This window comes from Psychrobacter sp. TB20-MNA-CIBAN-0197, assembly GCF_040309765.1.
Lineage (GTDB): Bacteria > Pseudomonadota > Gammaproteobacteria > Pseudomonadales > Moraxellaceae > Psychrobacter > Psychrobacter submarinus.
The window spans coordinates 115,541-130,856 of record NZ_JBEOPC010000004.1 but is presented as its reverse complement, the minus strand read 5'-3'; the positions used below and the strand labels follow the sequence as shown (position 1 = coordinate 130,856).

Here is a 15,316-nt window from a genome sequence, read left to right as displayed (position 1 = left end):
TTAGAACGACTAAACTTACCATTTTTATCTGCAAATCGCCTAAAAAATAGTCTCTGTCAGTGCCATGGTCGAATGTTTAACACGCCCTAAATAAAAAAGCACAATCTTAAAAAGGACTGTCCCCTTTGATATTAGGGCATATTCGCTATTCACAAGTGGATTGGTTTTAATATTTCTGTTTTAATAATTAAACGATGGTGATTTAGAGCCATTTTAATTTGAAACAGTGATCGCAAACTAGTATGACTGTCACTTGCTGCTGATGAGCAACGGCGCAAAACTCATTACTGTAGCGCGTTTGATTTTATAATCTTAGATTAATTAGCACTTAGAAAGTACAAGCAAACAAAGCCTCCAAAACTACCTTAAGGCGGTCTCAATAATGTCTCGCTATTCTCCCAAATCGTTATCGCGACTGTTGTCTAAACTAACAAGTCGGGATCGTTTTAATCAACAATCACGGCCTTTGACTGAAGGCGAGTGTGAGCTGGCACGCTCGGTTTTTGGCGACAGTCTGCACTTACAAGATGTGCGCTTGAAAACCGCTTGGTGGGTGCTAAAAAACTATGCAGTTAGTCCCAATGGTCATATTTATTTTCATCCTGATAATTGGCTTGATGACTTTAGCAAGGCTGCACTTGGCAAACAAAGTTGGCTGATTCATGAGCTCACTCACGTTTGGCAATGGCAACAAGGCCTAAAGGTTGTACGCGGAGCGCTGGTCAATCGGCGTTATGCTTATGAGCTAAAAGCGGGCAAATCCTTCTTTAGATATGGCATTGAGCAGCAAGCGCGCATGGTACAAGACTATTTTGTTCGTCGTAAGCTTGGGAAGGATTGCAACGACTTAGAGGAGTGCATACCTTTTTTGACCGCAGCGACTGAGCAAATAAAACCTAGCAAAGGTATTAATTAACATTAGCACTAATTGACAAAGATACTCATTAGCATTTTAACAATGGTATTTATTCAAAAAGATACTGACGACAGCTCGTTCACTATTTAATCTTCAGATTGTCAGCGATAGTCGCTATGATGAAAGCGACTCACTTTTCAATAAAACACTTTTTAATAAAGAATAAACACGCCCTAGGAGCAAGTGAGTCAAAGGTAGCCATTTATACTTTAATCTAGCTTTTATAGCGGCGCTCTTAACAAAGGATATGTTCTCTGATGCCTAACTTTCTGCTTGTTCGACCCAAAACCGATGCTGGCACTGACACTGATGCTGACGACCAGCAAATGCGCCATAAACGACCTACTAAATCTGCCGGCCGTCAATCGCCTCAAGTATTAGCGACTATGGTGCTAGCAGCATCGCTATTAGTGGGATGTCAGCCACAATCAGCAGTCGATGACAGTACGGCTAACGCAGAGGAGCAAGCGGCTACTGAAGAGATGAAGCCTGTACCTCAAAGTGATTCAGCGGCTGCCCATATCAAGCAGATGCAGCCAGTATATGTGGCGCAAATGCAGAGCTTACAGCGCCGGTTACAGGCAGAGTATGAGTCTTTGCAAGCGGCTGATATGACGACCAGTGAAGATGATCTGTTACTAAATAACGTGACTAATGATGACAATGAAGCGGCGGTGGATACCGCTGCTGGATCCAGTTCAGCCACAGCAAATAATAGCACTACTGATGCTGAGCTTTCAGCGAATGAATCTAACACCTTAACCGAGACCGTTGCCAATACTGACACTGATGTCGATACTGATATTAATATTGATACTGAGCTGGAACCAAATAGCAGCACTGATGCAGGTGAGCGCGATCTGAGCGTATTAAGACGCATTAGCGCTGAGCCGCGAAAAACGACAATCTTGACCGAAAAACAAATCATCGACAGCTATCAGCAAACCATCGATGCGCTTTATCAGCCGATATCACAGCCACTGAGTAGCGCCGAGGTCAATACCTTAATCAATATCGCCGCCTTGATACCACAGCTGTTTGAACATACAGAGCTTGCCGACAGGCTCAATGCCAAAAGTCCGGCATTAGCGCGTCTCATCGTCCAGCACCAAATTTGGGAGCAAATAGAAGCTCGGCAAGCCCGCTACATGCAAGAGATGAAAATCGCTCAGCAGCAAGAGTTTGAAGAGTTGATGACCAAGTTTAATGAAACTATTAAAGACTATGATGAGCAAATTGCGAAATACGAACAGACCTTAGAAGAGTTTCAGTAACTGCTTATAAAAACTAAGCATAAAATATCACCCATAAAAAATCCCGCCGATGAGCGGGATTTTTTATGGGTGATATTTTAGTACAGAAGGTTAGTAAGACAACTAAATCGTTGATTCTTATTTGCGGTCTTCAACCTTAACAAGATCACGATGCGTCTCACCGGTATAGAGCTGACGCGGACGACCGATTTTGAACGGTGCGCTATGCATCTCAATCCAGTGGCTGATCCAGCCTGAGGTACGCGCTAACGAGAAGATAACCGTAAACATAGACGTTGGAATACCAATAGCTTTTAGAATAATACCAGAGTAGAAGTCAACGTTTGGATAGAGGTTACGCTCGATGAAGAACGGATCTTCTAAAGCGATTCTTTCTAATTCCATAGCCAGCTCAAGCTTAGGATCGTCGATACCTAGAGCTTCTAATACTTCATCACAAGCTTTTTTCAGTACTTGCGCGCGTGGATCGAAGTTTTTGTAGACACGGTGACCAAAGCCCATCAGTTTTACTTCACGGCTTTTCACTTTTTCCATAAATGCTGGTACGTTTTCCACTGTGCCAATTTCATCTAGCATCTCAAGGACAGCTTCGTTCGCGCCGCCATGTGATGGACCCCATAGAGCGGCGATACCTGCAGCGATACAAGCATAAGGGTTTGCACCAGTAGAGCCGGCTAGACGTACAGTAGACGTCGAAGCGTTTTGCTCATGATCGGCATGCAAAGTAAAGATTTTGTCCATCGCATCAACGAGGATAGGATTGACTTTATAATCAACATCAGCAGGAGTAGCAAACATCATATATAAGAAGTTTTCTGCGTAGCTAAAGTCGTTACGCGGATACATGAACGGCTCGCCTTGTGAGTATTTATAGCTCATAGCCGCAAGAGTTGGCATTTTAGCGATTAAGCGGATGGCCGTGATTTCGCGATGATCTTCGTCGCTGATGTCGAGCTTGTCATGATAAAACGCAGATAACGCTCCAACAACACCGACCATAATCGCCATAGGATGCGCGTCACGGCGGAAGCCTTCAAAGAATTTACGTAGCTGATCATGGACGCCAGTATGCTTACGAATTTTCTCAAAGAAATCCTTTTTTTGTTCTGCGTTTGGTAGATCGCCATGAATCAGCGCATAAGCCACTTCTAGGTATTCAGCATGGTTTGCTAACTGATCGATAGGGTAGCCGCGGTATAACAGCTCGCCTTTACCACCATCGATAAAAGTAATTTTTGACTCAACAGGGGCAGTCACTTTAAAGCCAGGATCATAAGACCAAAAGCCTGAATCTTGTAGGGCAGCGATATCGATAACTGGACGACCTAAAGTACCCTGAATAATAGGAAGTTGGTATTCCTTACCTTCTGCGGTTAGTTTGGCTTCATTATTTGACTTAATGTTGTCAGCCATAATTTCCTCTCCATTGTTTTAGCGTATGAATGTAAAAGCGACGCTTGCTAGTGCGTCATACGGTGTAGTCGTAACGGCTTGTCGTTACTGGTTAAGTCATTACTGAGGAGCGGTACTTTGTATGCCGCTCACTTCATATGTAAGCTATATTAGCAGTAATTCAGGAAGAGGTGAAAATACTTTTCTCTCCAAACACGAGATTCATAGGCTTTAAAGGCAGCTAAAAGGGTGATAAGTTGTATCAAAATATGTCTGATGTGTAATTTAGCGTTAATTTCATCCGTTTTAACACTTTTACGAGGTATATGCTACTGAAACAAACTGATGAAGAGCACTATATATCTTAAGCACATATTGATGATGAGGGTACTGATAAATAATTACAAAGTAGCAAGACTATGCTGATAGCCTACTTTATATAAGAAGATATACAGCTGTGATATACCTTTATAAGTGTTGTAGACAGATTAAGAGAAAAATCTAGAAAAGTTGAACCAACACTCACTGAAGCTTAAGTTTTTGTAAAAACAACGACAAAAGTGACTATTTTGGGGATAAATTTGTAATTAGTCGCCAGTCATTTTATAATTGCGGTAATTTAACTGACATACGCTTTGTTAATTTAACGCAAACCTATCAGAAGCTGACAGCTAACAGGGTCGTTTTCTAATATCTTGTTACGATTGATAGGGTGTTTTGGCGATTAAAAAGCGTTTAAGACTTGAATGTTATTGTTATTTATTCTATTTTTAGAATGATGATCATGTAGTTATTCTTAATAAAGATAGCCGATGGCGTTATCTTTTTTTGTGTTTATGGTGGTTGACAGACACTAGCTAGAATAATGCAATCATCGCTTAGTAAGTATGTCATATCACCATGATGGCGTAACGTGCATTTAGCAAAGTCAGCTAGCTCTTCCTTATTTTATTCATCTCGTATGTCGCTCAGTGTGTTTGGTAGACGATTACTAAACCATAAGTAGAACTCGAGTATAACCGCTAAAAGGATGCCCGCTGTGAAAAGCAACCGACCTATTGATCTGCCCTTAAGCCAAGTGATTAGCGTTAACCGCTCACCGATTGCGATTGCGTCAATCTTGCATCGTATTTCTGGCATTATCCTATTTTTACTCATTCCTGTTATGTTGTGGCTACTGCAAACCTCTTTGGCATCGCCTGAGAGTTTTTTGACCGTATTCGATAACGTTTTTCTTCGTTTCTTAGCATGGATATTTGTTGCTGCTACGGCCTATCATTTTGTAATGGGTGTGAAGCATTTATTTGCTGATAATGGCCAAAATGAAGAGTTGAAATCAGCACGTACGGCATCTTTTGTCAGTTTCGTGATTGCAGCGATATTGATTGTCGCGTCATTTGTATGGGTGATGTTCTAATGATAAAGAATAATTCAGGAGTAAAAAGCGCTACAGGCCTTACTGGTTCAGGAACGCGTGATTGGATGGTGCAGCGCATTAGTGCTATTGTTCTAGCGGTGTACAGTATCGTATTACTGGGCTTCTTTTTGACCCATGGAGACGTGACCTTTCTAGAATGGTCGAGCTTTATGTATAGCTTACCTATGCGTCTATTTAGCTTAGTTGCTATTTTGGCATTAGCTGGCCACGCGTGGGTAGGTATGTGGACTGTGTTTACTGACTATATCACTTCAGGAAAGATGGGCGAAAGTGCTACTAAACTCAGAATGGTACTACAGACTTTTATGATTCTTGCCATTTTAGTTTATTTGTTCTGGGGCATCATGATCTTTTGGGGCAATGGCTTTGGCGTTATCGCCGTATAATTTTTAGCATTACGCTTGATAAGTGATGCGTTCGCTTGATTATAACCATTAGCGCTTAAGCTATTTTTGACAGTAGCGCCTAGCATTTTAATTCTTACAGGCCAGTCGCTATATCAATAAATACCGATGACAACGGTCATAACGTGCCAAGATCTTATCTTTTATAAGTGTATAGCACAGATTTAGATAGTAGATAGCCCTTGTAGTTACTTCGCTGGCATCTTGTATAAATAACACAGGCGCGAGCACAAACAGGCATTAGGAAAATCACAATGGCAACAAGACAAGACAATACTATTAGCAACATCAAAACCCTTAATTACGACGCAGTCATCGTCGGCGGTGGTGGCTCAGGTATGCGTGCCTCGCTACAACTGGCTGAGTCGGGTATGAATGTTGCGGTAATCACGAAAGTATTCCCAACACGCTCACATACTGTAGCCGCTCAAGGTGGTATTGGTGCAAGTTTGGGGAACATGAGCAATGACAACTGGCATTTCCACTTTTACGATACCGTTAAAGGTTCAGACTGGTTAGGCGATCAAGACGCTATCGAATATATGTGCCGTGAAGCGCCAAAAGTGGTTTACGAGCTTGAGCACATGGGTATGCCCTTTGACCGTAACGAAGATGGCACGATTTATCAGCGCCCGTTTGGTGGTCATACCTCAAACTACGGCGAAAAAGCGGTGCAACGTGCTTGCGCGGCAGCTGATAGAACCGGTCACGCGTTGTTGCATACTTTATATCAAAAGAACCTTGAACAAGGTACGCAGTTCTTTATTGAGTGGATTGCTCTTGATTTGATCAAAGACGAAGACGGTAATATCAACGGTGTTATTGCTCTTGAGCAAGAGACGGGCACGGTTGCAGTATTCCAGTCGCCAGTGACTGTACTGGCAACGGGCGGTGCGGGTCGTATTTTTGCTGCTTCTACTAACGCTTATATCAATACTGGCGACGGTATCGGCATGGCGGTTCGCGCTGGCGTTCCTCTACAAGACATGGAGTTCTGGCAGTTTCACCCAACGGGTGTGGCCGGAGCCGGTGTACTATTGACCGAAGGCTGCCGCGGTGAAGGCGCTATCTTACGTAACAAAGATGGCGAAGCCTTTATGGAGCGTTACGCGCCAACGGTCAAAGACTTAGCGCCACGTGATCTGGTATCGCGCTCTATGGACCAAGAAATCAAAGAAGGCCGCGGCTGTGGACCAAATGCTGACTATATCGTTATGGATATGACGCATTTGGGGGTTGATACGATTATGAAGCGTTTGCCATCGGTATTTGAGATTGGTAAAAACTTTGCTAACGTCGATATCACCAAAGAGCCTATTCCCGTGATTCCGACGATTCACTACATGATGGGCGGTATTCCAACCACGATTCATGGCCAGGTCATCACCCCGAATCTAGAAGCTGGTACCGATGACGAAGGTCTGTATAGCGAAGGCACGATTGTCAAAGGTCTATATGCTATTGGCGAGTGCGCTTGCGTTAGTGTCCATGGCGCTAACCGTTTAGGTACCAACTCACTGCTTGATTTAGTCGTCTTTGGCCGTGCAGCAGGCAAGCATATCGTTGATGGATTCCATCATAACGATCATAACTATAAGCCGCTAGATACTCATGTGCTAGACTTTACGGTTGGCCGTTTGAATAAGCTACAGCAGTCAACCGAAGGCTACAATGCACAAGACGTTGCTGATGAGATTCGCGCAATTATGCAAAAGCATGCTAGCGTCTTCCGTACGCAAGCGCTTATGGATGAAGGCGTAGAGAAGCTATTGGCACTAGAAGAAAAGATCGATCATATTCATTTAGCAGATAAGTCGCAAGTATTTAACACCGCGCGTATCGAAGCTTTTGAAGTGATTAACTTATACGAAGTAGCCAAAGCGACGATGATCTCAGCAGCTAGCCGTCATGAGAGCCGCGGCGCGCACAGTGTTGCCGACTATGACCGTCCTGAAGACGATGATTATGCGCCAAATGGTCGTAACGATCACGACTGGATGAAGCATACCATCTGGTACTCTGATGATAACCGTATCATTTATAAGCCTGTACGTAAGACGCCATTGACGGTCGATTATATTGAACCAAAAGTTCGCGTTTATTAGTCAATCGCTATTTGGATCGTTTAGTACTAGCGCATACTAGTGCGCTAGTACCAATAAAGTATTAAGATATTTAATTTTAGGCAGTTTACTGCCAGCTACAAGTTACTCAGCAGCGCCTACGCTAAGAGAATAGAATCCTTGTATGCCAGCCCTTACTAAGTGTGGAGTTTAGCAATATGAGCCGAGGTACTCGCACCATCGAAATTTATCGCTACGATCCTGATGTGGACGCAGCGCCGCGCATGCAAACCTATACGATTGAGCTACTAGAGTCAGATCGTATGTTGCTTGATTTATTATTACGCCTAAAGAAAGAAGATGAGACCATCACTTTCCGCCGCTCGTGCCGTGAAGGTATTTGTGGTTCGGACGGTATGAACATCAATGGTAAAAATGGCCTAGCCTGTCTTATTAACATGAACACGCTACCTGAAAAGATTACCATCAGACCGCTACCTGGACTGCCAGTCGTTCGTGACCTAGTCGTAGATATGAACCAGTTCTATGAGCAGTACGAAAAAGTACATCCTTATTTGATTAATGACCAGCCAGCACCGCCGACAGAGCGCTTACAGTCTCCTGAGCAGCGCGAGCAGTTGAATGGTCTTTATGAGTGTATTCTATGTGCTTGCTGTTCGACCAGCTGCCCTTCATTTTGGTGGAACCCAGATAAATTCTTGGGCCCATCAGCATTGTTACATGCCTATCGCTTCGTAGCGGATAGTCGTGATACGGATGCGCAGGCTCGCCTAGCGCGTTTAGATGATCCGTTCAGCTTGTTCCGCTGCCGCGGTATTATGAACTGCGTTTCAGTCTGTCCAAAAGGCTTAAACCCAACCAAAGCTATCGGTCATCTGCGCAATTTGCTTATTGATCAAGCAGGCTAATCTAGTAGGTCAATAAGCGACATACTATTTATCAGACAAAAGAAAAACACCGTCCTGAGGCGGTGTTTTTCTTTTGTTAATATTTTGTGCTAAGTACAGCGATAATGACAAACTAGCCATAAAAACTTACGAGCGAAAATGTTATCATAGGCCATAATAGCTCAATTAACGAAATTTTCGCTTTCTATGTTAGTTTTTTATGCTCATTAGTAGTGGCTCAATGTATTTAACATTGGCTATGATAGTGAATATTCATTACTTAAATACCTAGTATTGAACAAACAAACTATGGTTAGCTTGTGGGCCGTGCTACCCTAGGGAGCATCGTTTAGTGAGAGTGACGAGAGTAAAAGGATACAATATTTGTAGTCGATAGACTCTTTAAGCCATAAACACTAATGAGCGCTTCAAAGTTAAAACTAAGCGATAGACATAGTTATGGCTAGAGCTAGTATATATAAGTTATTATTATCAAACGACTAAGATAATAAGACTGGGCGTTCACAAATAATTGATTTAGCCCAAGACGTTCTAAAAGTTACTCATAATTATAAGTACAACCCGCAACTTCCATTCATTTATCTATGAAATAGACGATTATTATGAATAGTACAACTCAAAGAAAAGCCGATGCAGGATACACAGAACTTGCCGCTGATAATGCTCATTATATCGAAGCACTTTATGAGCAGTTCTTAACCGACCCTAACAGTGTCGATGAGAATTGGCAGCAGTACTTCAAACAATATCAATCGCCAAATGATGCTAAGCATAACGCCATTCAAGATCAGTTCTTGTTATTGGCACGCAATCAAACGGCAAACAAAGTTAGTGCCTCAGCTGCTAATAGTGATAGCACTGCTAATTGTGCTGACCCTAAGCAAATGGGCGTACAGCAGCTCATCTCCGCTTACCGTCGCCGCGGTCATCGCCGTGCCCAGCTTGATCCTTTAGATTTGCATCCACGTGACAAAGTCGAAGACTTGACACTGGCCTACCACAACTTATCAGAAGCTGATTTAGATACCGTCTTTCCGACCAACGATTTAAAAATTGGTAAGCCTGAAGCGTCGCTACGTGAGATCATTGAAATCATGGAGCGCGTCTATTGCCGTTATATCGGTATCGAGTATATGCATGTGACCACTAGCGTTGAGAAGCGCTGGATGGAGCAGTATATGGAAAGCAATCTTGGCCATATAGAATTCGATAAAGAAAAGCGCTTATCTATTCTTGAGCGCTTAACGGCTGCTGAAGGATTAGAAAAATACTTAGCACGTAAATATACTGGGGTAAAACGCTTCGGTCTAGAAGGCGGTGAGAGCTTTATTCCTGCGGTAAACGAGATCATTCAGCGCGCTGGTGGCTACGGCACAAAAGAGATGGTCATCGGTATGGCGCACCGTGGACGCCTAAACTTACTCGTTAATATCTTAGGTAAGAACCCAGCGGACCTATTCGATGAGTTTGATGGCAAAGTGCAGCCAGAAAAAGGTTCAGGTGACGTCAAGTACCATAATGGTTATTCTTCAAACGTGATGACACCTGGCGGAGAGGCACATTTGGCCTTAGCCTTTAACCCATCACATCTTGAGATTGTGGGACCTGTATTACAAGGTTCCGTACGCGCCCGTCAAGTTCGCCGTAATGACGAGCCAAAAGATCATGGTAAATACGGTAATTCAGTATTACCGATTGTCGTTCATGGTGATGCTGCTTTTGCAGCGCAGGGTGTCGTACAAGAAACTTTCCAGATGTCACAGACCCGCGCTTATACTACTGGCGGTACAGTACATATCGTTATTAACAACCAAGTTGGCTTTACCACTAGCCGTCAAGAAGATGCGCGCTCGACAGAGTACTGTACAGATATTGCTAAGATGGTACATGCGCCTATCTTACATGTGAATGGTGATGATCCTGAGTCGGTAGTGTTTGCTGCGCAATTGGCACTAGATTATCGCCATGAGTTCGGCAAAGACATCGTTATTGACCTTTTCTGCTATCGTCGTAATGGCCATAATGAAGCGGATGAGCCTTCAGCAACGCAGCCACTGATGTATTCAGTGATTAAAAAACTGCCAACGACGCGCACTATCTATACCAATAAGCTTATCGATGCAGGCGTTATTAGCAAAGATGAAGCCGCTAAATACGAAGACGAATACCGCGAATCACTAGATCGCGGCGAGTATGTCGCGAACTCTTTAGTGAGTGAGCCTGATGAAGCACTATTTGTCGATTGGACCCCTTATTTAGGTCATGAGTTAGAAGATGACTGGGATACTGGCGTCGATATCGACATCCTAAAAGGCTATGGTAAGCAGATGGCAGTGATGCCTGAAGGTTATAAGCTACAGCGTCAAGTACAAAAGGTGGTTGAGCAGCGTTTAGCGATGCAAACCGGTGAAGAGCCACTAAACTGGGGCGCGGCTGAAACACTCGCTTACGCCAGCTTAGTTGACCATGACAAAACCTTAGTACGTATCACTGGCGAAGATGTTGGCCGGGGTACTTTCTCGCATCGTCATAGCGAGATCTACAATATGAACGATGGCAGTATGTACGTGCCATTAGCGCATATGAGTAAAGATCAAGCGCGCTTTGCAATTTATAACTCGCTTTTATCAGAAGAGGCAGTGCTCGCTTTTGAATATGGTTATGCTACGACTGTGCCAAATGCATTAATCGTTTGGGAAGCTCAGTTTGGCGACTTTGTCAATGGCGCACAAATGGTCATCGACCAGTTTATCGCTAGTGGTGAGACTAAGTGGCAGCGCGTGTGCGGCTTGACCATGTTATTACCGCATGGCTATGAAGGTCAGGGTCCTGAACATTCTTCAGCTCGTCTTGAGCGCTTCTTGCAGCTGTGTGCTGAAGATAACATGCAAGTGATTACTCCAACGACACCAGCACAGATATTCCATGCCCTGCGTCGTCAAGCGGTACGTCCGATTCGTAAGCCTTTGATCGTAATGTCGCCGAAGAGCTTATTACGTCATAAGCTTGCTACCTCAGAGCTAGAAGAGTTATCGACTGGTCATAAGTTCGAGACGGTGATCTCTGAGATTGATGAGCAGGATAACGATAAAATTACCCGTTTAGTGCTTTGTGGGGGTAAGGTCTATTATGACTTACTCGAGCAGCGCCGTGAATTGGGCTTAGACCATGTGGCTATCGTACGTATTGAGCAGCTATACCCGCTACCAGAAGAGCGTTTGATCGCTGAATTTGATAAATACAGCAATTTAAAAGAGATCGTTTGGACGCAAGAGGAGCCTTTAAACCAAGGGGCTTGGTATTATCTAGCGCCGCATATGTTCCGTATTGTGGTTCCGCACCCAACCAAAGCGAAAGTGATGGAGCCTGTTGCGCGTCCAGCAAGTGCCGCACCAGCTACCGGATCGCCAAAATTGCATGCCAGTCAGCAGCAAGACTTAATTGCCGGCGGCTTAGGTGTAGAAGTCTCACAATTGACAAAGTAGTTTTTGACAGTATTAGCTTTAAGAAAGATCAAACAAACAGGTGGTAGCAGTCAGAGTATTATTCATTTCACAACAGTATTGGAACAAAGTACTAAATTAAAGTGAATCAAATGATTTGGCTGGTTACCACAATTTCATAATAAATAATATTTATCCCAATCTAAGGAGTATATCGATGGCTGAGATTAAAGCCCCCGTGTTTCCAGAATCGGTAGCTGATGGCACGATCGTTGAGTGGCACGTTACTGAAGGTCAACAAGTCAACCGTGATGATATCTTAGCGGAAATCGAAACGGACAAAGTTGTATTAGAAGTAGTCGCTCCAGATGACGGCGTAGTCACCAAAATCGTTAAGCAAGTCGATGATACGGTTGAGTCAGACGATCTTATCGCTGAGTTTGAAGCTGGCGCTAGCGGCAGTACCGATAGTGAAGACAGCAGCGGTGATGATGCGGAAGCTCCAGCCGTCAATCCAGATCAGCCTGCGGCGCCAGTACAGAAAAAGCAAGCAGCTGATGGCGGTGAGCCAGTACAAGCGACAGACAAAAAAGAAGACGCTCATAAAGACCAAAGCCCAGCGGTACGTAAAGCGGCGAAAGAGTCTGGCGTTGATCCAAAAAATGTCGAAGGCAGTGGCCGTGATGGCCGAGTTACCAAATCTGATATGGCAAGCCCTAAACTCAAAGCAGATAGCAGCATCAAAAACGATAAGGGGACGCCAGTCGCCGAATCGGGCGAGCGTAGCGAAAAGCGCGTACCGATGACTCGTTTGCGTAAGCGTGTTGCCGAGCGTCTACTATCAGCGACTCAAGAAACAGCGATGCTGACGACGTTCAACGAAGTCAATATGAAGCCACTCATGGATATGCGTACTAAGTACAAAGATCAGTTTGAGAAGCGTCATGGTGTGCGTCTAGGCTTTATGTCGTTATTCGTCAAAGCTGCTACTGAAGCGCTAAAACGTTTCCCAGCAGTGAACGCCTCACTCGATGGCGATGATATCGTCTATCATGGTTTTTATGATATCGGTGTTGCTGTATCATCAGATCGCGGTTTAGTTGTACCTGTACTTCGTGATACTGATCAGATGAGCATGGCGGATGTCGAAAGCAAAATCCGTGAGCTTGGCGGTAAAGCACAAGAAGGTAAGCTCGGTCTTGATGAGCTGACAGGCGGTACGTTCACCATCTCTAACGGCGGTGTCTTTGGCTCACTCATGTCAACGCCTATCTTGAACCCACCGCAAACTGCTATCTTAGGTATGCATGCGATTAATGAGCGTCCGATGGCTGTCGATGGTAAGGTTGAGATTTTACCAATGATGTACCTAGCGCTATCGTATGATCACCGTATGATTGATGGTAAAGAGGCGGTACAGTTCTTGGTGACACTTAAGGATCTTGTCGAAGACCCAACCATGCTGTTATTAGACCTATAAGCTTCTAAGCTTGTATTGGCAATCGCTAATACAAGCTTTTTAACTTTATGCCAATAAATGTTCTGTCTTGCCTACTGTTTAGAACAATAAACTTCACCTTAAAACTCTCGCTATTCATTTTAGGTGAATCATCCTATCAAGATAGTGTATTAGCTATACATCTTGAATTTGATGCTTTATCAATCGATTAAAATAAATAGCTATGCAAGCGAGAATAACGTCAATAGCATAGAGCCAAACTAAATTTTACGATAAAAATATTAGGAAATTACTATGAAAGATAATTATGATCTAGTCGTTATCGGCGGCGGACCTGGTGGTTACGAAGCGGCTATTCGTGCCGGTCAGTTGGGTATGAGCGTCGCTTGTATCGAAAAACGTGTTTACAAAGGCGAGCCGGCGCTTGGCGGTACTTGCTTGAACGTTGGTTGTATTCCATCAAAAGCTTTACTTGATACCTCACATCGCTATGAGGCGACAAAAGACGAGCTCGACGAGCATGGCATCAGCACCGGTGATGTCGGCATCAACGTCGAGAAGATGATTGAGCGTAAAGAAGGTATCGTCAAGCAATTAACGGGCGGTGTTGCGGCACTACTCAAGGGCAATGGTGTTGACTGGCTACAAGGTTGGGGCACGTTAGTCGACGGTAAAGGCGATGACAAAAAAGTTAAATTTGTTGCGCTAGAGGATGATGCAGAAAGCACCATTACTGCCAAGAACGTTATCTTAGCCTCAGGTTCTGTGCCTATCGATATTCCAGTTGCCAAAGTCGATCACGAGCATATCGTCGACTCGACTGGCGCGCTTGATTTCACTGAGACGCCAAAGCGCTTGGGCGTGATTGGTGCAGGCGTTATTGGTCTTGAGCTTGGTTCAGTATGGCGTCGCTTGGGCGCGGAAGTCGTGGTTTATGAAGCGCTGCCTGAATTTTTAGCCGCTGCTGATAAAGATATCGCCAAAGAAGCTCGTAAGATGTTCAAAAAACAAGGCTTAGATATCCGCGTCGATACCAAAGTGACTAATGCAGAAGTCAAAGACGGTCAAGTCGTCGTCACTAGCGAAAACAAAGGCGAAGCCTCAGATGAGAGCTTTGATAAATTGATCGTTTGTGTCGGTCGCCGTGCTTACTCTGAGAAGCTACTTGGCGAGGACAGCGGTGTGACGCTAACCGAACGCGGCCTTATCGATGTCGATGATCAGTGCAAAACCAATCTAGATGGCGTCTATGCTATTGGCGATTTAGTACGTGGCCCGATGCTCGCGCATAAAGCGATGGAAGAGGGCATGATGGCGGTTGAGCGCATTCATGGCGAAAAAGCACAAGTCAACTATGACACTATTATCAACATTATCTATACCCATCCAGAAATCGCTTGGGTTGGTCTGACTGAAAAAGAAGCTGCGGATGCAGGCTATGAGGTCAAAACAGGCTCATTCAATCTAGCTGCTAACGGTCGCGCGCTGGCGCAAAGTGAAGCGCAAGGCTCAATCAAAGTCGTTGCCGATGCTAAGACCGATCGTTTACTCGGTATGCATGCTATCTTTGCTGGCGCCGGCGACATCGTCCATCAAGGCATGATCGCGATGGAATTTGTCTCTAGTATCGAAGATTTGCAGCTGATGACTTTCGCGCATCCAACGATTTCAGAAGCGGTACACGAAGCTGCCTTATCTGCTGATGGCCGTGCTATTCACGCCATTCAGCGTAAAAAACGTAAATAGTATCCGTGCAGGTTTGTCCTTAGTCAGTCATCACTTCGTCCTAAAGAAGATGGCAACTAAAGCGTCAATAGCTGTCAAACTGGCAGGCTAATACGCTGTCATGCGGACAACCTTAAGCATAAGGATTACAGCTAGTAGCGCTATCTATTATTATCGCTCTAGCTAACCACAGGCGCGCTGTCAGTTATATCATGGCGCGTTTGTTTAACTATTTATTATCACATTCTCAATTGAAAAAAATAAAGGATACAA

General features: G+C 44.2%; 10 protein-coding genes. 9 read left to right on the top strand and 1 reads right to left on the bottom strand.

What is annotated here, in order from left to right:
- Positions 1-382: 382 nt before the first annotated feature.
- Both AAEY83_RS02370 and AAEY83_RS02365 read left to right on the top strand, forming a co-directional pair.
- The gene (locus AAEY83_RS02370) at positions 383-916 is read left to right on the top strand and encodes a hypothetical protein (protein WP_025646164.1); all 534 of its coding nucleotides are present in this window, start codon (positions 383-385) and stop codon (positions 914-916) included.
- A 257-nt stretch (positions 917-1,173) separates the two neighbouring features.
- Positions 1,174-2,190, top strand: a complete 1,017-nt coding sequence (locus tag AAEY83_RS02365; protein WP_025646162.1) for a hypothetical protein — start codon at positions 1,174-1,176, stop codon at positions 2,188-2,190.
- A 117-nt stretch (positions 2,191-2,307) separates the two neighbouring features.
- Here AAEY83_RS02365 and gltA read toward each other — a convergent pair whose 3' ends face one another.
- The gene (gltA, locus tag AAEY83_RS02360) at positions 2,308-3,603 is read right to left on the bottom strand and encodes a citrate synthase (protein WP_025646160.1); all 1,296 of its coding nucleotides are present in this window, start codon (positions 3,601-3,603) and stop codon (positions 2,308-2,310) included.
- 1,009 nt (positions 3,604-4,612) lie between these two features.
- On the opposite strand from gltA, the gene sdhC reads away from it, so the two are divergent.
- The 7 genes from sdhC to lpdA all read left to right on the top strand — a co-directional run bounded on the left by sdhC (position 4,613) and on the right by lpdA (position 15,064).
- Positions 4,613-4,999, top strand: a complete 387-nt coding sequence (gene sdhC / locus AAEY83_RS02355) for a succinate dehydrogenase, cytochrome b556 subunit (protein ID WP_025646159.1) — start codon at positions 4,613-4,615, stop codon at positions 4,997-4,999.
- Positions 4,999-5,406: a succinate dehydrogenase, hydrophobic membrane anchor protein gene (sdhD, locus tag AAEY83_RS02350; protein ID WP_037059282.1), complete on the top strand. Its 408-nt coding sequence runs from the start codon at positions 4,999-5,001 to the stop codon at positions 5,404-5,406. The genes sdhC and sdhD overlap by 1 nt, the downstream gene beginning before the upstream one ends.
- Before the next feature lie 272 nt (positions 5,407-5,678).
- On the top strand, positions 5,679-7,529 hold the full coding sequence (gene sdhA, locus AAEY83_RS02345) for a succinate dehydrogenase flavoprotein subunit (RefSeq protein WP_025646151.1): 1,851 nt from the start codon (positions 5,679-5,681) through the stop codon (positions 7,527-7,529).
- A gap of 176 nt (positions 7,530-7,705) precedes the next feature.
- Positions 7,706-8,416, top strand: a complete 711-nt coding sequence (locus AAEY83_RS02340; RefSeq protein WP_025646150.1) for a succinate dehydrogenase iron-sulfur subunit — start codon at positions 7,706-7,708, stop codon at positions 8,414-8,416.
- Positions 8,417-9,018: 602 nt separating this feature from the next.
- Positions 9,019-11,901: a 2-oxoglutarate dehydrogenase E1 component gene (locus AAEY83_RS02335; protein WP_025646148.1), complete on the top strand. Its 2,883-nt coding sequence runs from the start codon at positions 9,019-9,021 to the stop codon at positions 11,899-11,901.
- 175 nt (positions 11,902-12,076) lie between these two features.
- On the top strand, positions 12,077-13,339 hold the full coding sequence (gene odhB / locus AAEY83_RS02330; RefSeq protein ID WP_025646146.1) for a 2-oxoglutarate dehydrogenase complex dihydrolipoyllysine-residue succinyltransferase: 1,263 nt from the start codon (positions 12,077-12,079) through the stop codon (positions 13,337-13,339).
- Positions 13,340-13,612: 273 nt separating this feature from the next.
- On the top strand, positions 13,613-15,064 hold the full coding sequence (gene lpdA, locus AAEY83_RS02325) for a dihydrolipoyl dehydrogenase (RefSeq protein ID WP_025646144.1): 1,452 nt from the start codon (positions 13,613-13,615) through the stop codon (positions 15,062-15,064).
- Positions 15,065-15,316: the final 252 nt, after the last annotated feature.

Excerpts from the sequence above, each read along its gene's own strand:
- AAEY83_RS02340 (WP_025646150.1), top strand. The coding sequence starts at position 7,706 with ATGAGCCGAGGTACTCGCACCATCGAAATTTATCGCTACGATCCTGAT.
- odhB (WP_025646146.1), top strand. The coding sequence starts at position 12,077 with ATGGCTGAGATTAAAGCCCCCGTGTTTCCAGAATCGGTAGCTGATGGC.
- AAEY83_RS02370 (WP_025646164.1), top strand. The coding sequence starts at position 383 with ATGTCTCGCTATTCTCCCAAATCGTTATCGCGACTGTTGTCTAAACTA.
- lpdA (WP_025646144.1), top strand. The coding sequence starts at position 13,613 with ATGAAAGATAATTATGATCTAGTCGTTATCGGCGGCGGACCTGGTGGT.
- sdhA (WP_025646151.1), top strand. The coding sequence starts at position 5,679 with ATGGCAACAAGACAAGACAATACTATTAGCAACATCAAAACCCTTAAT.
- sdhD (WP_037059282.1), top strand. The coding sequence starts at position 4,999 with ATGATAAAGAATAATTCAGGAGTAAAAAGCGCTACAGGCCTTACTGGT.
- gltA (WP_025646160.1), bottom strand. The coding sequence starts at position 3,603 with ATGGCTGACAACATTAAGTCAAATAATGAAGCCAAACTAACCGCAGAA.
- AAEY83_RS02365 (WP_025646162.1), top strand. The coding sequence starts at position 1,174 with ATGCCTAACTTTCTGCTTGTTCGACCCAAAACCGATGCTGGCACTGAC.
- AAEY83_RS02335 (WP_025646148.1), top strand. The coding sequence starts at position 9,019 with ATGAATAGTACAACTCAAAGAAAAGCCGATGCAGGATACACAGAACTT.
- sdhC (WP_025646159.1), top strand. The coding sequence starts at position 4,613 with ATGCCCGCTGTGAAAAGCAACCGACCTATTGATCTGCCCTTAAGCCAA.